Origin of the sequence: Photobacterium ganghwense, from assembly GCF_003025595.1 — a bacterium.
GTDB lineage: Bacteria > Pseudomonadota > Gammaproteobacteria > Enterobacterales > Vibrionaceae > Photobacterium > Photobacterium ganghwense.
This window is the reverse complement of the sequence record NZ_PYMI01000002.1, coordinates 563,804-583,004: the sequence shown is the minus strand read 5'-3', so window position 1 is coordinate 583,004 and position 19,201 is coordinate 563,804. Positions and strand designations below refer to the sequence as shown.

Here is a 19,201-nt window from a genome sequence, read left to right as displayed (position 1 = left end):
AGCCGTTAAGCATCTTCAAAGGGGCATGCTTTATCAAAGGAGCACGCTTCATCAAAGGAGCATGCCTCAACACATGTTGATACAAAGGAACAAAAAAAGGCATCCCGAAGGATGCCTTTTCATTGAGCCAAGTTTGTTACTTTGCGCCGGGTCAGATTGTCAGCGGAATCAGCTCGACACCCAGCACGGTGCTAATTCCCATTACCACCAGCAGTGACGTTTTGAATACCGCTTTCGACCAATCAACATAATTGTCAGCCGTCATTTTGCGGAATGTCACTCGGGTCCACATCAGGCAGACAGCCGAAGCGACCGCCAGGTACTCAACCCCACCGTTGCCCAGCAGGAACAAGCCCAACGCGACAACGCTGAAGGCCACCACATAAGCTTGCATGTGCTTGCGTGCCTTGTTGATGCCTTCCACCACCGGCAGAACCGGGATGCCGGCCTCGCGGTAGTCTTGCATACGGAACATGGCAATCGCATAGGAATGCGGCATTTGCCACAGGCAGAACAGCGCAAACAACAGCACCGCATCCAGGCTGATGTAGTTTGTCACCGCCAGGTAACCAACCAAGGGCGGTACTGCGCCGGATACACTGCCCACCAGTGTGCCGTACACCGACGTACGTTTGTACCACATGGTGTAAAAGAACACGTAAAACACGTAACCCAGCAGTACAACGACTGCCGACAACGGGTTTGCCATACGGTACAGCACTGCCGTACCGCCCAGCAGCAACGCAACCGCGTAGATGAACACATGATCGATATTCAACCCATCCTGAACCAGTACCCGGTTACGGGTACGGTCCATTTTGCTGTCGATATCACGATCAAAAATATTGTTCACCACACAGCCGGAGGCAATCACACAGGCCACACCCAACAGGGTGTAAGCCAGCAACGAGGCACTGGCTGCTTCTGTTTTGGCAGCGAGGAAAAACCCCGCCGCCACAGAAATCAGGTTACCAATGATGATGCCCGGCTTGGTAATGGAAATGTAGCTTTTGATCATGACGCCCTACATCATCATATTGACGTTCAGGTTCCACATAATCCAGATGGAACCGGCAATCACGATAAATACCACAAGGGCAGTAAACACCAGGGAAATCATGTTCCACTGGCCATCTTCAGTGCGAATTTCCATGTGCAGGAAGTACACCAGATGCACCACCAGCTGAACAATGGCACAGCCAAACATCAGCGCGTAGGTAATGGTGTCTGGCAGGCTCTGCGTCGCCACGAAGTAAAACGGAATAATCGTCAGGATCAGTGAAGCAACGAAGCCTTTGATGTAATCCTGTACTCCGGTATCAGCGTGTTGTTGGCTCATTACATTACCCCCAGCAGATACACAATGGTGAATACACAAATCCAGACGATGTCCAGGAAGTGCCAGAACAGGCTCAGACAGTGGAAACGGGTTTCCATCATCTCGTTCAGGCCTTTAGTGTTCAGCTGCCAGTAACACACCGCCAGCCAAATCAGGCCAAAGGTCACGTGCAGACCGTGGGTACCAACCAGCGCAAAGAACGCTGACAGGAAAGCACTGCGCTGAGGACCAAAGCCTTCTTCAATCAGGTGATGGAACTCGTAGATTTCCATGATGATAAAGCCAAGGCCCAGCAGGAAGGTAATCCCCATCCAGCGTTTCAGACCAGCAATATCTTTGCGCTTCATCGCAATGATACCGAAGCCGAAAGTGATACTACTGAACAGCAGCATCATGGTTTCAGTAAATACGAACGGCAGCTCGAAAATGTCTTTACCGCCTGGGCCACCGGCAGTGCCGGTGACCAATACTGCATAAGTTGCAAACAGGCTTGCAAACAAAATGCAGTCACTCATCAGGTAAATCCAGAAGCCAAACAGCTTGTTACCTGCCGTGTCGTGGTGATCATGACCATGATCATGCGAAATGGCATTAGTTTGCATACGTCACCTCCAGATCATCGTCGTTATCTTCGTTACCGGACGTCACTTGCCCTTTCGCTTGCTTCAGCTTCGCTTTGTGCGCTGCTTCAATCGCTTTGATTTCTTCAACTGTCACGTAGTAGTCCACGTCTTCGTTGAAGCTGTGGCGAATACAAGTCACGATCATGCCTACAAAGCCGATCGCTGCCAGCCACCAGATGTACCAAATCATGGCGAAACCAAACACCAGAGACCATGCTGAAACATACATCCCGGTTGGGGTGTTTTTCGGCATATGGATAGGCTGATATTCTGCTTCCTGATCTTTGTTGTGCTCGCCGCGCTCTTTCTGGTACCAGAAAGCATCCAGCTCGTCGCCTTTTGGCAGCACGGCAAAGTTGTAGAACGGCGGTGGTGAAGACGTTGCCCACTCAAGAGTACGGCCATCCCATGGGTCACCGCTCAGGTCAACATTCTGGTGACGGTCACGGATACTCACGAAGATCTGGATGAACTGACACAGTACACCCGCAGCAATAACAGCCGTACCACAAGCAGCCACAGCCAGAAGTGGGAAGAACTCAGGGTTGATATCCTGGCTCAGACGACGGGTCATGCCCATGAAGCCCAGTGCGTACAGTGGAACAAACGCCAGAATGAAGCCGATGATCCAGCACCAGAATGCGCGCTTACCCCAGGTTTCATTCAGGGTGTAACCCGTCATTTTCGGGAACCAGTAAGTCAGGCCCGCGAAACAACCGAATACCACACCACCGATGATGACGTTGTGGAAGTGCGCGATCAGGAACACTGAGTTATGCAGTACAAAGTCTGCCCCCGGAACCGCCATCAGTACGCCTGTCATCCCGCCGATAGAGAAGGAAATCAGGAAGCCGATGGTCCACAGCATTGGCGTGGTGAACGTGATTCGGCCTTTGTACATGGTAAACAGCCAGTTGAAGATCTTCACCCCGGTCGGGATAGAGATAATCATGGTCGCAATACCGAAGAAGGCGTTTACATTCGCGCCGCCGCCCATGGTAAAGAAGTGGTGCAGCCATACCACGAACGCCAGAATGGTGATAACAATCGTTGCCCAAACCAGTGAGGTGTAACCAAACAGCTTCTTACGTGCAAACGTTGCCGTTACTTCTGAGAACACACCGAATACCGGCAGCACCAGAATGTACACTTCCGGGTGACCCCATGCCCAAATCAGGTTGACATACATCATCATGTTGCCACCCATGTCATTGGTGAAGAAGTGTGTACCAACGTAACGGTCCAGCGTCAGCAACGCGATGGTCACGGTCAGAATCGGGAACGAGATAATGATCAGGATGTTCGAGCACAGAGACGCCCAGGTAAATACCGGCATCTTCATCAGAGGCATCGACGGCGTACGCATACGCAGAATGGTGGTAAAGAAGTTCACACCAGACAGCGTGGTACCCACACCAGAGATCTGCAGTGCCCAGATCCAGTAATCGACCCCTACCCCCGGGCTCGCGTCAATGCCGGACAGCGGCGGGTACGCCAGCCAACCGGTACGACCGAATTCACCCACAGCCAGTGACATGTTGGTCAGGATCACACCCACAACAAACAGCCAGAAGCTCAGGTTGTTCAGGAACGGGAACGCCACATCACGCGCACCAATCTGCAGCGGAACGATGATATTCATCAGACCGATGATCAGCGGCATGGCTACGAAGAAGATCATGATCACGCCGTGCGCGGTAAAGATCTGATCGTAGTGATGCGGTGGCAGGTAACCGGCTTCACCCGCAGCAGAAAACAGCTGCTGGCTTCGCATCATTACGGCATCCGCAAAGCCGCGCAGCAGCATAATCATCGCCACAGCGATGTACATAAAACCGATTTTCTTGTGGTCTACGGAAGTAAACCACTCATTCCAGAGGTATTGCCATTTCCCAGCGCGGGTGATCATCGCTGCAACAGCGATACCGACCAGAGCGATCACCCCAAGCGTCACCATAATGATGGGCTCATGGTAAGGAATGGACTCTAACGTTAGTCTTCCAAACATAATTTCATTAACCTTCGTGTTCAGCCATGTGCATTTGACCGTGGTGCATCTCACCATGGGCCATATGGCCTTCCTCAGACATCGGCGAGTGCATGCCACCCTCGAATTGGGTCACAATGTCGGAGAACAGGGTGTGCGGAACTTCTGAGAAGTAGGTAACAGGTGCATCAATACTTGGCTTCGCCAGTGTACGGTAGTCGCTGAAGTCACGAATCACCTGTGGCTCCGCTTTCACCTGCTCAACCCACTGGTTAAAGCTGTCACGATCTGACAGGGCAACCGCCTTAAACTTCATGTGGGAGAAACCTTCACCGCTATAGCTGGCTGCAATCCCCTTATACTCACCCTCATGGTTCGCAATCAGGTGAAGGCGCGTCACCATGCCAGGCATGGCATAGATCTGACTTCCTAAACGTGGGATAAAGAAGGAGTTCATGATGTTGTCAGACGTGATTTTGAAGTTCACCGGTACATCTTTCGGGAAGGCGACATAGTTCACTGTGGCGATGTTCTGTTCCGGATAAATGAACAGCCATTTCCAGTCCAGTGACACCACCTGGATCTCAACCGGCTTCACATCACTCACGAGTGGTTTGGATGGTTCCAATTCGTGCGTAGAACGCCAGGTGATCACACCCAGAATAGCGATAATGATGATTGGAATTGTCCACACCACGACTTCGATTTTGGTCGAGTGGGCCCATTCCGGCGCGTATTCTTCCTGGGTGTTATCAGAACGGTACTTGTAGGCAAAATAGATTGTCATCAGGATCACTGGGATGACGACAATTAGCATCAGGAGCAAAGCTGTAATGATCAGCTCCTTTTCCTGAACGCCAACAACCCCTTTAGGATCCAGCAGCGCAGATTTACACCCGGAGAGCAGTAAAATTGCCGTAAACAACCCTACCCTCGACAAGATGTTTTTATATCTTGAGGCTTCCATTTACTTTCTCGATTGTTTTGCAACATTCCTATACAAAAGTCGGCACTTTCAGGCTGTTGCTGTTAGTTCTAATAAGCGTTTTAGGTGTTGAGCATTGCACAATTGTTCCCGGTGTAGCGAAATTGCTGCCTGGCAAACAGAGCAGAAACACTCTCTTATCCACACAATCATTACGGTTACATTTAGAAACAAATTGTTACAAGCAGCGCATTATGCGGATCTTAAAAAGGAAGCTCACTAGCTCTAAATGAAATCTTACGTTTCATAAATGAGATAATGGTCAATTAAAAAACCATTTAAAAACAAAGGATAATACCTTCAAGGCATTGTTATTGCAGAACTGTTTGAGAAAATAGAGAAGATAATGATAATAAGTTGCAAGCACGTTATTGCTGACTTTATCAGCAAATATTTTTACCGATAAAGTTGTAAATATTGGCAATGGATCACAAATATAGAAAAGTGTGATCTGAGTATGATGGCAATTTATTGCTTACAGAAAGCCAAAAATGAAGAAAACCCATATAAATAGGCATTTATACTGAATTAGACAAAAAGTTAGGCAAAATGACAAATAAGTGGAGCCAATATTCCCTTTTGGGACTCAAGAAAAAATGTAGCCTGACTAAATAATCACCAAACAATGAGGCCATTGTTTTCCGAAGACAGTAAAAGGGAAACAGTCCACGACACCGACCTGCCAAATGGCTTTCGTCCCACAGAGAAGCAGCCCTCGAATCATTTAGCCAGGTCGGTTGGTTTACAGTTTTATGATAACCATCTTTCACAAATAACGTTAAAACAAACAACCATTCGCTCGATATGTAAGTCAATAACAGCCATACATTCGTCATGACACTATTTTGAACAATGCCAGTTATTAACGATGGCTGTTTTTAACAATAATAGGTATTAACGATGACTGCTATTAACAATGACTGGTATTAACAATGAGAGCTTTTTGTGATGACAACAATTAATAATGACAGCAGTTTATCACGTCTGTTTATGTATTAAGAATCAGAGAAATCAGCAGTCCCGATCATATATTTTTACTACGGGTGCTTTTTCCATAAACGAAACGCCGATGAAACACTGTCGAATACCACTTTCTTGCGGAAAAGCATCACGATAATACCCCTTCAGGCCAATTCGGTATTCATTGCCGCCCAGGGTATAAGTCGTCCACTCATCATCATCCAAGGTAACAAGGCGTTTCATGCTGTCCGAAGACCAAGCAGGATAGCCGTACTTCACCGGAAGGGGTGCTGTATCACCGGCATAGAGAGGCAATATGGCATCTTTCTGGTTTTCAACACCCGCCAGCGTTGCTTTACCATAAACCATGCCATTTGCACTGTTGATGGCCCCTTTCATGGCTTGCAATGTTGCTTTCCGGCTATCGCTCTGGAGCGACATAAATTTTGGATACGCTGTGACTGAGAGTATTCCCAATATAACAATCACCACCACCATTTCTATTAATGTAAAACCACGAACTTTCATACGCACTTCTTTTTATGTTGGAATCGTGAGAGAAAGTATATTCGCGTCCCCGAAGAAACATTGTGCGGATGCGTATGGATCCACTCTGCCCAAACAGACAGTTGTAAAAGATTGTTTCACAAATTACGTGTGCGATTCCTTGCTCGTGTCGTTTAGCTTCAAGCCTTGGTTGTAATTCATGAAATAACAATAAAAGTCTGTGCATTGGCGTTCGAATCTTGACGTTTTTACTATGATTTCCAGACCAAAATGATAAGAATCCGTCATTCCGTTGCCACCATTCCAAATATCGTCAACGCTCACTCTGCTCACGTTCAGAGGTGCCTTTTCAACCGCGCTATGTGGCACACTGACAGAAGGATCTCTTCATGGTTCGCTCGCTCCCCATCTTGACGCCTCTGCGTGGTATCGCGGCTCTGATTGTCGTTTTATTTCATGCTCGACTCATACTGTTCCCTCAGTGGCAGCCCCTTCTCGCCAGTCAGACACAGTTCATCGAAAATGGCTATGCCTGGGTCGATCTGTTTTTCATTTTGAGTGGCTTTGTGATGCTGCACGTGTATCGTGAGCAGTTTTCTCGCCCATGCACGTTTTCTCAATGGCGGCACTTTGTATGGCTGCGTTTTAGCCGGATTTATCCGCTGTTTTTCATTACCTTTGTGGTCTTGCTCATCTGGGAACTGGTTAAATACCACCATCAAATTGGGTTTTATGGCGGTATGTTGCTGGAAAGCTGGGGGCTAAAAGACATCCCCGCTTTTAGCGGGCCGTTTAATCGGGCTGATGCCATTCTTCCCAATATATTGCTGTTACAGGGCCTCACGGAAAGCATGCTCAGCTGGAACATCTCCTCATGGTCACTGAGTATCGAATGGCTTTGCTACCTGATTTTCCCGCTGATCGTTCCCTTGCTGAATCGTTCTGCGAAGAAGACACTGTGGCTACCCGGCTTGGTTTTACTGGTGATCTACGGATTGATTGAGCACAAAGGCAATTTGGATATCACCGGTGGTGTCGTAGCGTTTCTGCGGGGGATGTGTGGCTTTGTACTTGGCATCTGGCTCGCTTCACTGCCTCTGTCGGCAAGGGTTCAGCGCCATCTCAACCGGGACTGGGTATTAGCCGTTCTGCTGGGTTGTATCGCACTAGTCCTGCATCATTCAACCAGTATACCCAGCCTGATTGCGGTCTATATTCTCTTCGCAGCTTTGGTCATTACCGGAGCAAGGCAAACTCCCCGAAACAGCGTTGGTTTCCGGTTACTCAACAATCGCGTCACACAATATCTTGGCGATATCTCCTACTCGATGTACCTGTGGCATACCGTCTTACTGTTAATCGGCGTTGAAGCCTTACAACAACTCGCACCAGACCTCCTCACCTGGTGGTACGCCCAGCAAAGTATCGTGCTGGCCGTAATGGCGATAGGTCTGTTTTTGGTGCTGACGTTCTCGGTTTCCACGGTGAGCTATCACTGTATTGAGCGTCCAGCGATGAAAATGCTGCGAAAACAAACACTCTCAGAGCCCGTTATCCGTTCAAGCCCCTCAGAATAAACGGCTGTCTGCCGGCTTAAACATGTCCATTTGGTATTGGTCATGCGCTTGGCCAGCGATTTCTTCGCGATTGGCTATTAGCATGTTAGCTATTAGCTAAAATGCCAGGAGGGAAACCGGTTACGATGGAAGACGGGCTATTGTCTTGTCGATTTCATCACGCAGTAACAGCAAGGTTTCCAATTGCTCCTGACAACCAACTATCGCATTGAAAACCTCTGCAAAGGCCGTTTTGCAGACTGGTGGCCTATCCTCTGCGTGATCCTCTGTTTGTTCAAGCATTCTGAGCAATATGGCGGCCTGATCACAGACAATTGAGAACTCTTCACAGGGAAACAATAACTGGCCAATCCCGGCTCTTTGCCTTAAGTGATGTAGGCTTCGTAGCATAGTTTCCGGTGAATCAGCCTGCGACATAGGGTAAACCGGGCGGAACATCGGCTGGATTCTTTCTTCATGCAGTCTTTAGCAATCCAGGTGATTCACCCGGACCTCCGGTACACCGTTTCCCTGACGAATAGAAACAAAACAGCGATAATCATTTTGTTCCACATTTTGTTCATCTCGGTCTCTCAGGCTGATACGCACTTCCGTGACATGTTGGTCAAGATGAGGGGCCAGATGAGAGCCAATAAGTGGCTCAGCATCGCTTTGCACCACACGCCACACCCAACTGGAATCATCCAGTGAAATAACACGCACTGACAATGCCGCTCCCCAGTCCGGGTAACCAAACTTCAATGGGATGGGCAACTTGCCCGTTGTAGACGGAGGCAAAGCCGCAGAGGGTTCAGTGGCAATACCGGCCTTTGTTGCTCGGGTAAAAATCATTTTATTGGTGTTATCAATGGCTTCTTTCATGCCATCCAGCGCTGCCACCCGGCTACCACTTCGTAACGCTGTCAATTGGGGATAAAGGATCATACCAAGCAGAGTTAAACAAATGATCCCCAGTAATACGCCAGACAAACCGCTTGGCAAAATGCCAATCGATACAGGCCTTTCCGCGAACTGAACTACTTTCTTGCAGGGCAAAACAATGCGACTTTTCATACGCCTTATCGATAAGTAGATAATGAAATGAAGCCGTAATTATAAATGTCATGACTTCATGACATTGTTTGGAACTGTATGGATGCAAGGCATTGTGATGGACAGTTGTTACTAAGTATGACCACTGATTTTCAGTGACTTAAATTTCTTCGTTCCCACTGGTTCCTGACCGTGGTTCCTTGTCTGGTTATTCCGTTTTATCCAAACTCCGACATTCGGCATTCGGCATTCGGCATTCGGCATTCGGCATTCGGCATTCGGAGTCTGAAAACAAAAAAGCCGCTGAACAATCAGCGGCTTAATGACTTTGTTCGCCATCACAGAAAGCGGTAACGACAATCGGTTGAGACGGATTTAAACAGTCTCAGCCGCGTCAAATTTCGCCTCCAGCTCATCGGCTTTCTGGAAAGCCGGATGCTCAGCCAGTTGGGCCGCATAGCGCTTAATATGGGTGAACTGATCCAGCAAACCAAACTTACCGAGCAGCTCCACAATGAAAGACATCATGATATCAGCCCCGGTCAGGCGATCTTCTACCAGGTACACCTTTTCTTTCAGGCAGGTATCGAAGTAACTCATCACTTTTTGCGTTTCAGAGTCGGCATAAACGTCCAGAAAATTCATCTTTGCGCCGTCCTTATTGACGAACACCTTCAGCAACAACGGCAAAATTGCCGAGCTTTCCGCAAAATGCAGCCACTGCAGATACTCAGTGTATGCCTGAGTTCCCCGTTGAGGTGCCAGCTTTTCAGCACCGTATTTTTCAATCAGATACTCAGTGATTGCGCCGGATTCCGTAATCACCAGACCGTCATCTTCAATCACTGGTGACTTACCAAGTGGATGCACACTTTTCAGCTCAGGTGGTGCCAGGAATGTCACGCTGTCACGCTGATAGGGAACAACCTCGTATTCCAGCCCGAGCTCTTCCAGTAGCCAGATAATCCGCTTTGATCGCGATTGATTCAGGTGATGAAGTTTAATCATGCCGTCTTCCTTTCTGTCATGCCTTAAAGCGGATCGTTGGTTTTAATGACCAACTTACCGAAGTTTTTCCCTTCCAGCAGACCGATAAACGCTTCCGGCGCGTTTTCTAAACCCTCTACCAGCTGTTCTTTGTATTGGATACGGCCTTCCGCCAGCCACTGAGACATGTCTTTCGCAAACTCACCATAGCGATGGGCGTAATCATCAAAGATAATAAAGCCCTGCATCTTAATGCGCTTCACCAGCAGTTGCCCCATAAGCATCGACATACGATCCGGACCTTCCGGCAATGCGGTGGCGTTGTACTGTGACACAAGACCACAAAGCGGAATTCGGGCACTGGTATTTAGCAATGGCATGACGGCATCAAAGACTTTACCGCCCACGTTTTCAAAGTAGACATCGATGCCCTTATCACAGGCAGCCGCCAGTTGCTCGGCAAAGTCCTCCGCGTAATGGTCGATACACTCATCAAAACCCAGTACCTCTTTGGCATAGCGACATTTTTCTACGCCGCCTGCGACACCAATCACCCGGCAACCTTTGATTTTGCCAATCTGGCCCACGGTAGCACCTACCGGTCCGGTGGCGGCAGCCACTACCAGTGTTTCACCGGCTTTAGGTTGACCAATATCCAGTAACCCCATATAAGCGGTAAAGCCCGGCATGCCCATGACGCCCAGCGCATAGGAAGGGTGCACCGGCGTTTTGCCCAATTTGATCAGCCCTTCCCCATTGGAAATGCCGTAATCCTGCCAGCCTGTGTATGCCAGCACCCACTCACCTTCTTCGAAATCAGGGTGACGGGTTGTTTCAACCTGACACACAGTACCGCCAACCATCACCTCATCAATTGCGACAGGCTCAGCATATGATTTTGCATCACTCATGCGGCCACGCATGTATGGGTCCAATGACAGATACACACTGCGGAGTAACATCTCACCTTCCTGTGGCTCGGGTTTTTCAACACTTTCCAGACGGAAGTTCTCTGGCTGTGGTGCACCATGCGGACGAGATGCCAGCACAATACGGCGGTTCAGTTGACTCTTTTCTGCAGGGGTCATGTTGTCTTCCTCTTTCATCATTAGACCAGTCGTCTAGTAAAATTTTAAAAAAAACCGCCAATAAGTATGGCGGCAATTTGTACACGATAGTGCTACTGACCTTTCAATAGCAGTTTTGTATTTTCCAGGCACTGTTTCAACCCGGACTGATCCTGATACAGTTTATTCAACAGGCTTGCACCTACCCAGACATAGTAAATCTGGTGGGCTGCCTTCTGACTGTCATTGACCTTGATTGATCCATCCGTGATGCCTTTTTCAATGCACCCGGCAATCGCATCAATAATTCTGTCTGCTCCGCTTCTTAGCGCGAGACGCATCGGTTCAGAGAGATCCGACACTTCTGCACTCAACTTTACAATCAGGCACTTATTAGCATTACAGCACCCGTTGTTCACTTCAATCCAGCGCTCAAAATAGGCAATCAGGCATTCATAACCCGTCTGAGCGGGATGGTGAAACAACTCCGCCAGATTGGCAAGATAGTGAGTAAAGTAGTCTTGGATCAGCCATTCACCAAAGTGCTCTTTCGACTTAAAATAGTGATAAAAAGAGCCCTTCGGCACATTGGCCGATTTAAGCAGTTCAGATAAGCCGACACTGGTAAAGCCTTTGGTCACGATCAGCTCGTAACCGACTTCCAGAATATGTTGGCGTGTGTCATTCGTCTTCGCGTTCATGGGGCGCATCTTAACGCCAATTAGACCAGTCGTCTAGCCATGCGAGAAAGAAATATAAAAAGAGCTGCCACAGGCAGCTCTCTCATGTCTCATCACAGGGCTTTGATTATTTCGCAACAGCCTGAATATATTCAACCTGGACAGGTTTAGTGAACGCACCTGGGCGCAGCGCCTGCACCTGTTCAATAATGTCCGTCAATGTCCAACCCTGTTCAATCAGCACATGTGCTGCCAATAAACCGGTGCGGCCAGAACCGCCCATACAGTGCAGCGCAATCTTACCGCCACCAGCCAAAATATCATGAAGCTCCGTATTGAACGTCGACCAGGTTGCGGCAAACTCAGCCCCCGGCGCACAATCATCTTCAATTGGAGCATAGAACCAGCGGATACCCAGCTTTTCGGCTTCCTCACCCAATGACTCAACGCCCTTTGACTGCATTTCATCGTGGTTAATGGCAGTCACAATCGCCTTAACGCCCTGAGATGCAAACTGCGTAAGCGTATCTATCAGAGAAACACCTTTCGTTCCCGGACAAGGCGTTAAAACAAGTGCGCCCTTTTCCTCTTGGTTATCAGCAAGTTGATTGACAGGCAGTTCCCATGTCGGATGGGTCATCGTACGGTTCCTTACGCAATGGGCTTGTTACAAGCCACATATATGAATATCCGCATATATTACGATTACCCAATCTGCCGTCAATCTCCCCAAGCAACTGTCATAAAAAGTTCACAAAGAATTCTATCAATTACCGCTGATAATCATCTCCAGTCGGTAATCCGCGACCTCATCACGCCGAGCTGCCGAACGCATCATATAAACACGTATTTTGTAATCGCCGGATGCCGGTAGCTTACCTTCATACTGATTACCACTGGTGGAGCCAACAAACATCGCCACTTCATTCTCACCCGGTGCCATGATGTTGAAGTACGTCGCGGTATGCTTCGTGGCCATGCTCACATTCATGCTCTGGCCAGCTTTGGCACCCAAGACATAATCAACAATTTCATAGCCTTTGATTTTGCCTTCAACCACGGCACTGCTTTCACCCTTCTTGAACTGTACCCGTTCGGTACGGATATCATCAGCAGCCATTACACTTCCGACGAAAAGTAGCATCAGACATTGCAGCAACCACAAGAAACGTTTGCTCATCACATCTAATTTCATGGGATTTCTCCTTACACGATGAACCAGGTAATACTCGATATGGTTTTGAGTATGGATGCTGAATGAAAAAGCTCCACTTTAATCTGTGTCTGTGCAATCAGCTCTCCCTGTAGGGTCAGCTATCACTTGCCCCCATGAGTTGTTATGGCAAGACAGGAGCGCTCTGGTTGTCAATGCTCAATGCTCAGGGCTTGATTTAGAAAGAGACAAGTTTTGTGGCGCTTTGAGGAAAGACGCCTTTATTCGGCAGGAGAATCTGTACAAGCATTTTTAATAAAAAAGTTATGCTGCTTTCATTGCAATCCGTGTGGGCTGTGTATGACTGTCAGTTTATACAAAGGGGTAAACATTATCGGCCATAGGCACCCATATGACCCATTCCTGTAATCTATAGGGTGCCTATGAACCGCATGAATAGTCTAGGACCACTCATGTCCTGACAGCTGTTTCGATGAGAAAGAATAATTACTCAGTTCTGCTTTGCTGATCATAGTAAACAGCGACTAACTTTCTTTGCTCAGGTGTTAACTCGTTTGCTATCTGCTCCATAATGACAGACTTACGCTCCCCGTTTGCAAAGTTGTTCAGCTGATTAAGAATATAACCGCTGTTCTGACCCTGTAAGTTAGGCCATTCTGTATTGACGGTATTGCCTGACAACCCATGGCAAGAAACGCAACGCGCCCTGACGTCAGCACCGCGTCTGTCTGATGCCACCTTCCCAGCTTTTACAAATTTTTGCTCCGAGTAATGCTCCGCTAACGCTTGAATTTCATGATCACTCAGATTTTTTACTATTCCCGACATCACCTCGTTTGTTCGGCTTCCGTCACGAAAGGCGATCAGTTGATTCTCAAGGTAGCCTTGCTTTTGACCATGCAAAATTGGGTAGGTCGTCACCTGAGTGACAATATTTTCACCATGACAACTTTCACATGTCTCCAGTGCTTTTAACTGTGCAGACGCCAAGCCCACAACGCTAAAATTAATCACTACCCCGCCCAACAAAAACAATGGCCACTTCCGCTGTAAAAAATTCATTTATTCCCTCTCTTCCGTCACATTCCCATTGTTCAGCGCAATTTTTTGGATCAACATTTTTCGGTAATCAACCACTTCGGTTAATGGGGATTTTCGCAACTCACCCACCTCTTCACCGGTGTAGGGGATAAAATCATCCGGTGTGCTGCTTCCCCCGAATTCGGTGACAATCCAATTCATAAGATTCGCCAGATCTGTATCACCAATCGCGGCATTAGCAGAGCCAGGAACCTGGATAAGGTAGCGACGGCCATCCGGAATCGATAAAAATGTCCCAATATGATTTCGCATGTCAGGTACATCCTTGCCGCCACGACCATCACCAACATGGCACCCCTGACAAAACATCTGATATTGAAACCGAATTTTAGGTAACGCGTTGGGAGACAAAGCCGAGCTTGCCATCGACTGATGGCTTACTGAGAAAAGTGCTGCCAATACACAGATCTTTGTCACTATGTGCTTCATTATTCGAAAGCCATCCCTACTACTATTGCTGTTGAGCAGTGGTAGACAGAGCTACTTGCACCTAAACACCAGTTCACGTCATTCGACTTATCAGAGCGGTACAACGGGCGATCTCCCTGATCACGCTGACATAAACACGTTCCACACTGTGATTTTCCGCAGCAGTCATTGTAGGAAATGACATAATTTCTCCCATCTACCGGGTTACGGCAGGTACCAATCCAGGTGATCGGCGACATTTCCGTGCCGGGAGGACATGAGTTAGCTGATCCACCACAGCAGTCACACAAGAAACCATCAATGGCGCAATATCGCCAGTAATCACAGGATGAAGGGTCCCCGATTTCGGTGGGTGCTGACGGCTTTTCGGCCGCCCGGGCGACAGGAAGCAATGGAATGGCAGCCCCACCGACCAGCATTCCTCCCAGCTTTTTCATTGCACCACGACGGGAACTGGTTTGAGCAGCACTACGAGCAGACTTTTCAAAAAACTTGTCAAAGAAACGCATTATTTCACCTCCACAAATTGGTTCTCAGTCGTTTTTCCTTGCATATAGTCCTGAATTGAAGCTACGCGGCGTTCTTTTGCTTCAAATAAGCTGTCTAAGTGCTCTCGGGAATTAATGATACCCATCGACGCAATCATCCCTTTTTCGTCAAGAAGTACGGCATATGGCAGTTTTGAAACCCCAAAACTTTTCCCCAGCAGTTCTGACACCACGTAAGGAAATGCGCTGAGCTGAGCCCTATCAATGAACGACTGATGGTCTACTTTGTCACCGTCACTTGCCAGTACCACATCAAGCCATTCAGACTCATGCTTAGACGCCGACTTCAGTGCCGGAAGCAATGTTTTACAGACAGGGCAATCTGGCGACAAAAAGAAAACCAACTGGGACTTTCCGCTCTGACTGCCACCGATGTTAATCAGTTTTTTGTTGATGGTTTGCAATGACATCTCAGGCGCTTTTTGGCCTACTTCGAGCTTTTGATTCATTGCCAGTGCCCCGGCAGGTGCAACACGCTCAAACAAAATACCCACCTGACGTAATAATGCGTAGATGATCAGGGATTGTGCAATAACAACAATCCACAACAACACCATTGAAATATCCATAATGTCCATTTTATCTTCCCTGTAATAATTTCGATTTTTGTAAGTTAGAAATTGTTTTTTCAGCACTCAGATAAGTCAGCGCCATAAATAGTGATAGGCAGAGCGACAAACCAAAGGTTAAATAAAAATCACCGACAGCCGGTAAAGCACATAACGCCGCTATGCCACATAACACAACGTTCCTTGTTATGGTTTCAATGCCTACCTTGATATTGGAATGTGGTCCTGCACAACCACAATCCTGATTAACTTTCCCTTGGTATATCTGATAAATCATTAATGACAGATAGGCAGCTAACAGAATCAAGATGAAAGCCGTACCGATATGTCGAGTAGCTGGCGATAGCATCAGAAATCCGGATACTATTTCCAGGCTACCAACCAATAAAACAATGAAACCAAACTTCTCACCCACTGCACCAAAATAATCGGATATCAGTGAAGAATAATATTGTCGATTTTCTGGTTTTAATTTTCCTAAGCCCGCACTGGCAAACAACCAAAATAAAAAGAGCGCACTGCTATCTGATAACACTTTTTCAATCATGGTTAATACGCCTTATGCACAACGAGCGGTGTGATATTCCCAAAATCAGACAGCGTTTGGATTAGTGCGCCAGTTTTGGAGTCAATAACATCAAGATTCATCTCACCGTTCGTCACAACAAGAGCTGGATTTTCACCGCGGGTAACTGACATTGATACCGCCCAATTAGGTGCATCTATCGTTCTGATACGCGCTTTGGTATTCACATCGAACACCCAAATTTGTGAACCGCCGTGGGTTTGAGAACCGTCAAATCCTTCCGGATTCATGATCACGTAAAACAAGCCCTGGTCATCTGAGTCGGTTAATGCCAACCCGCCCGGACGCCAATTGGTGCCCTGCTCTGTTACCAGATTCCACTTTCCTCGGTATCGAGCCACTTCACCCGATAAGTCCACTTCATGGACTTCACCTTTAAAACCAGGGAAATAAGCGATGCCATCAATAATGGCGGGTCTTTCAAAAATAGGCGTTTTGTCGGTGTCAAAAAACGGGGCCACAAACTCTTGTCGCTGTTTACTGCCGTCTTTATTCAAAACCGTTGTCAATAATGCGCCATTACTACATAGCGAGGTAATGCTGCGTTGCCCCGTAGCAAAAGTCAGCACACACCCTGGTGTATCAATAGAACCGACAATTTTGCGCAGTTCTAAGTCATAGACGGTAAAAGATGCCGCCGGGCTGAAGTTTGCGATATAAAGAAAACGCTCATCAGGCGACATTGCCATCGCGTGTCTTCTGGGTAGAGCCATCAGACGCGTCTTCGTTAATTGCACTTCTTTCACCGGTGCCAATGTCTCTTTATTGTAAATAACTAACCAGTCTGTCTTCTTTCCCCGACTTCCTCTTTCATGGAAACTTTCCACCACGTAGAATTCATTTCTTTTCTGTGCCGTGAGAAAGTTACCAATCAGACTTTTATCGACCATCCCTTTAATACGCTTACTATGCGTTGGCTCAAGGGCGTCCATCAAAATCATTTTGCCGCCAAACATACTCGAAAAACTGGTTTCGTCGACATAGATCCAGCTCTCCGGAAAGACTTTTGGCAGCCTTTCTACTTTACCGACCGTCTCAATCGGTAAGCTAGGCAGGGAGCTATTTGGCGTGACCGGTTGTGTGACTTGGTGTGTGGCCTGCTGGGTAGCCGAACTTTCGTCACTACCAGCACTGACTTCTTGGTTACTGCTACACGCTGCAAGTTGCAGAGCCCCAAGAAGACATAAACTCCATTTCAGTAAATTACTTTGGTTCATTTCATTCTTCCCTGAATAAAATTATGCTTTACACACTTTGACGGTTTTCAAAGAAACATATTCATGCAACCCATACTCACCAAATTCCACGCCTAAACCTGACTGTTTAACGCCACCGAATGGCGCATTCGGCTGAATCGCACCATGGTCATTAATCCAAACGGAACCACTTTCAATGTCTTGAGCAACACGTTGAGCCTGCTCCACATCACTGGTCCAAAGTGATGCGCCAAGCCCATACGGAGAGGCATTGGCAAACTGAATCGCCTGTTCAATATCTGAATATTTGATGATGGGCAATACAGGACCAAACTGTTCTTCATCAACAATTGGCATCCCGTTATGTACATCGATAAGAATGGTTGGCTCAAAGAAGTAGCCTTTCCCTTCGATTGGCTTCCCGCCTGCAAGAACCGTCGCGCCATTCTCAACGGATTCCTGAACTAGCTGACAGACTTTATTGAATTGAACTTCATTTTGAAGTGGACCCAACTGAGCCTCATCAAGCATTCCATCGCCGACTTTCACTGCCTGTGCCATTTTGGTAAGCGCTATACAAACGTCATCGAAAAGGCTTTCATGCACATATAAGCGCTTCAAACAGGCACAGGTCTGGCCATTATTATGAAAAGCCGCAGTGAACAGCTTCTCGGCAATGTTCTCGACCTTCGCATCAGGGAAAACAATACCTGCGTCATTGCCGCCGAGTTCAAGTGTCAGGCGCTTTAGACTGGCTGATGCCGACTGCATGATGTGCTTACCCGTTTGGGTTGAGCCAGTGAACACAATTTTGCTGACACCAGGATGCGTCACCAGTGTCTCACCCACGTCGGCATCACCAGTAATGACGTTTAGTACGCCTGGAGGAAGAATGGAGTTAGCCAGTTCAACAAAGCGCAGCGTCGCAATTGGCGTCAGGGGTGAAGGCTTCATCACCACGGTATTACCGGCTCGCAATGCAGGAATGACATGCCAGATAGCAATCATCAACGGCCAGTTCCAAGGTGTAATCGATGCTACAACGCCTAATGGCTGGCGAACGACTTCGACTTTAGCAATTTCAGAATCTTCAATGATTTCATTGCTAAGAGACAAACTGCCGGTATATTGCGTCCAGGCGACAGACGCTCCGACTTCCATGATGGACCCAATTCCATTCAATCCATTAACAGGTTTACCCGTTTCCTGAGTCACCAGCTGTGTCAATTCCGCCATATTTGCTTCAAGCAGCGATGCCAGCGCATTAATTTTATCCACGCGAACGCTATCTTCCAGAGCACTCCACGGCTTAAACGCGCGAGATGCCGCCTGTACGGCCAGCTCAACATGTTCCCGACTGCCCAGCGCACAACGTGCAAATGCCTCTTCTGTTGCAGGATTAATCACAGACAATGATTCTGCAGCAGAAACCTGTTCACCATTTATTGTCATAGAAAAATTTCGCATTACTTCATCCCATATGAATCCGATTTAACGACTTCAGCATGATTCTTAAAAACCATGCACTCCCTGTACACAAAGGCATCATAAGAAGAAAAATTATCATTCAGCCTAAAACAAAAGTAATTCGCATCATTTCAAAAAACAACAAAGATGTATCACTTTTGTTATAAAAATGTTTCCAGTGTGATTTTTGTGGCAGTATTTTGGGGACGATTGGAAGTGAAATAAGTGTAGCGATTCATATTAAAAGCTTTAGATGCCAAGAGGTATATGCAAAGCTTTGTATGGAAGAATTCAGATACAATGACAGAAAGTATTGCTTCGCCAGTAGGTGACAGGCGACAGTTAACGTTTGTGCTGGTCATGGCTGGTACAGAACTTCTCAGACAT

The 19,201-nt window shown here is 47.5% G+C and carries 20 protein-coding genes; 1 reads left to right on the top strand and 19 read right to left on the bottom strand.

Annotation, left to right across the window (positions count from 1 at the left end; translation table 11 throughout):
• Window positions 1–151 precede the first annotated feature (151 nt).
• The 6 genes from cyoE to C9I92_RS08450 form a co-directional block, all read right to left on the bottom strand.
• A complete protein-coding gene (gene cyoE, locus C9I92_RS08475; protein WP_047884710.1) occupies window positions 152–1,018 on the bottom strand; it encodes a heme o synthase in 867 nt (288 codons plus the stop codon).
• 6 nt (window positions 1,019–1,024) lie between these two features.
• On the bottom strand, window positions 1,025–1,339 hold the full coding sequence (cyoD, locus tag C9I92_RS08470; protein ID WP_047884711.1) for a cytochrome o ubiquinol oxidase subunit IV: 315 nt from the start codon (window positions 1,337–1,339) through the stop codon (window positions 1,025–1,027).
• Window positions 1,339–1,941: a cytochrome o ubiquinol oxidase subunit III gene (gene cyoC / locus C9I92_RS08465; protein ID WP_047884712.1), complete on the bottom strand. Its 603-nt coding sequence runs from the start codon at window positions 1,939–1,941 to the stop codon at window positions 1,339–1,341. The genes cyoD and cyoC overlap by 1 nt, the downstream gene beginning before the upstream one ends.
• Window positions 1,931–3,970: a cytochrome o ubiquinol oxidase subunit I gene (gene cyoB, locus C9I92_RS08460; protein ID WP_047884713.1), complete on the bottom strand. Its 2,040-nt coding sequence runs from the start codon at window positions 3,968–3,970 to the stop codon at window positions 1,931–1,933. The genes cyoC and cyoB overlap by 11 nt, the downstream gene beginning before the upstream one ends.
• A gap of 7 nt (window positions 3,971–3,977) precedes the next feature.
• Window positions 3,978–4,916, bottom strand: a complete 939-nt coding sequence (cyoA, locus tag C9I92_RS08455) for a ubiquinol oxidase subunit II (RefSeq protein WP_047884714.1) — start codon at window positions 4,914–4,916, stop codon at window positions 3,978–3,980.
• A gap of 1,029 nt (window positions 4,917–5,945) precedes the next feature.
• Complete coding sequence (locus C9I92_RS08450; RefSeq protein WP_047884715.1) at window positions 5,946–6,422, bottom strand: type II secretion system protein; 477 nt, start codon at window positions 6,420–6,422, stop codon at window positions 5,946–5,948.
• A gap of 368 nt (window positions 6,423–6,790) precedes the next feature.
• Between C9I92_RS08450 and C9I92_RS08445 the strand changes: the two genes are divergently transcribed.
• Entirely contained in the window at window positions 6,791–7,978 is a 1,188-nt protein-coding gene (locus C9I92_RS08445) for an acyltransferase family protein (RefSeq protein WP_047884716.1), read from the top strand.
• Between the two features lie 465 nt (window positions 7,979–8,443).
• Here C9I92_RS08445 and C9I92_RS08435 read toward each other — a convergent pair whose 3' ends face one another.
• From C9I92_RS08435 to C9I92_RS08375, 13 genes are all read right to left on the bottom strand, one after another.
• The gene (locus C9I92_RS08435) at window positions 8,444–9,031 is read right to left on the bottom strand and encodes a hypothetical protein (protein WP_047884718.1); all 588 of its coding nucleotides are present in this window, start codon (window positions 9,029–9,031) and stop codon (window positions 8,444–8,446) included.
• Between the two features lie 354 nt (window positions 9,032–9,385).
• Window positions 9,386–10,018 carry a glutathione S-transferase family protein gene (locus C9I92_RS08430; protein WP_047884719.1) on the bottom strand — a complete coding sequence of 211 codons (633 nt, stop codon included), beginning with the start codon at window positions 10,016–10,018 and terminating at the stop codon, window positions 9,386–9,388.
• Between the two features lie 23 nt (window positions 10,019–10,041).
• On the bottom strand, window positions 10,042–11,085 hold the full coding sequence (locus C9I92_RS08425; RefSeq protein WP_047884720.1) for an NADP-dependent oxidoreductase: 1,044 nt from the start codon (window positions 11,083–11,085) through the stop codon (window positions 10,042–10,044).
• A gap of 92 nt (window positions 11,086–11,177) precedes the next feature.
• Window positions 11,178–11,765, bottom strand: a complete 588-nt coding sequence (locus tag C9I92_RS08420) for a TetR/AcrR family transcriptional regulator (protein ID WP_047884721.1) — start codon at window positions 11,763–11,765, stop codon at window positions 11,178–11,180.
• Between the two features lie 106 nt (window positions 11,766–11,871).
• The gene (locus C9I92_RS08415) at window positions 11,872–12,384 is read right to left on the bottom strand and encodes a cyclin-dependent kinase inhibitor 3 family protein (RefSeq protein ID WP_047884722.1); all 513 of its coding nucleotides are present in this window, start codon (window positions 12,382–12,384) and stop codon (window positions 11,872–11,874) included.
• A gap of 126 nt (window positions 12,385–12,510) precedes the next feature.
• Window positions 12,511–12,939, bottom strand: a complete 429-nt coding sequence (locus C9I92_RS08410; protein WP_211263828.1) for a hypothetical protein — start codon at window positions 12,937–12,939, stop codon at window positions 12,511–12,513.
• A gap of 465 nt (window positions 12,940–13,404) precedes the next feature.
• Window positions 13,405–13,980, bottom strand: a complete 576-nt coding sequence (locus tag C9I92_RS08405) for a c-type cytochrome (RefSeq protein ID WP_053061778.1) — start codon at window positions 13,978–13,980, stop codon at window positions 13,405–13,407.
• Window positions 13,981–14,448 carry a cytochrome c family protein gene (locus C9I92_RS08400; RefSeq protein ID WP_211263829.1) on the bottom strand — a complete coding sequence of 156 codons (468 nt, stop codon included), beginning with the start codon at window positions 14,446–14,448 and terminating at the stop codon, window positions 13,981–13,983.
• Window positions 14,448–14,957, bottom strand: a complete 510-nt coding sequence (locus tag C9I92_RS08395) for a methylamine dehydrogenase light chain (RefSeq protein WP_047884723.1) — start codon at window positions 14,955–14,957, stop codon at window positions 14,448–14,450. Before C9I92_RS08395 ends, C9I92_RS08400 begins: the two co-directional genes overlap by 1 nt.
• Entirely contained in the window at window positions 14,957–15,574 is a 618-nt protein-coding gene (locus tag C9I92_RS08390) for a redoxin domain-containing protein (protein ID WP_047884724.1), read from the bottom strand. Before C9I92_RS08390 ends, C9I92_RS08395 begins: the two co-directional genes overlap by 1 nt.
• A 1-nt stretch (window position 15,575) precedes the next feature.
• On the bottom strand, window positions 15,576–16,112 hold the full coding sequence (locus tag C9I92_RS08385) for a MauE/DoxX family redox-associated membrane protein (RefSeq protein ID WP_047884725.1): 537 nt from the start codon (window positions 16,110–16,112) through the stop codon (window positions 15,576–15,578).
• 2 nt (window positions 16,113–16,114) lie between these two features.
• Window positions 16,115–17,368 carry an amine dehydrogenase large subunit gene (locus tag C9I92_RS08380; RefSeq protein ID WP_047884726.1) on the bottom strand — a complete coding sequence of 418 codons (1,254 nt, stop codon included), beginning with the start codon at window positions 17,366–17,368 and terminating at the stop codon, window positions 16,115–16,117.
• Between the two features lie 21 nt (window positions 17,369–17,389).
• Window positions 17,390–18,814: an aldehyde dehydrogenase family protein gene (locus C9I92_RS08375; RefSeq protein WP_047884727.1), complete on the bottom strand. Its 1,425-nt coding sequence runs from the start codon at window positions 18,812–18,814 to the stop codon at window positions 17,390–17,392.
• Window positions 18,815–19,201 lie beyond the last annotated feature (387 nt).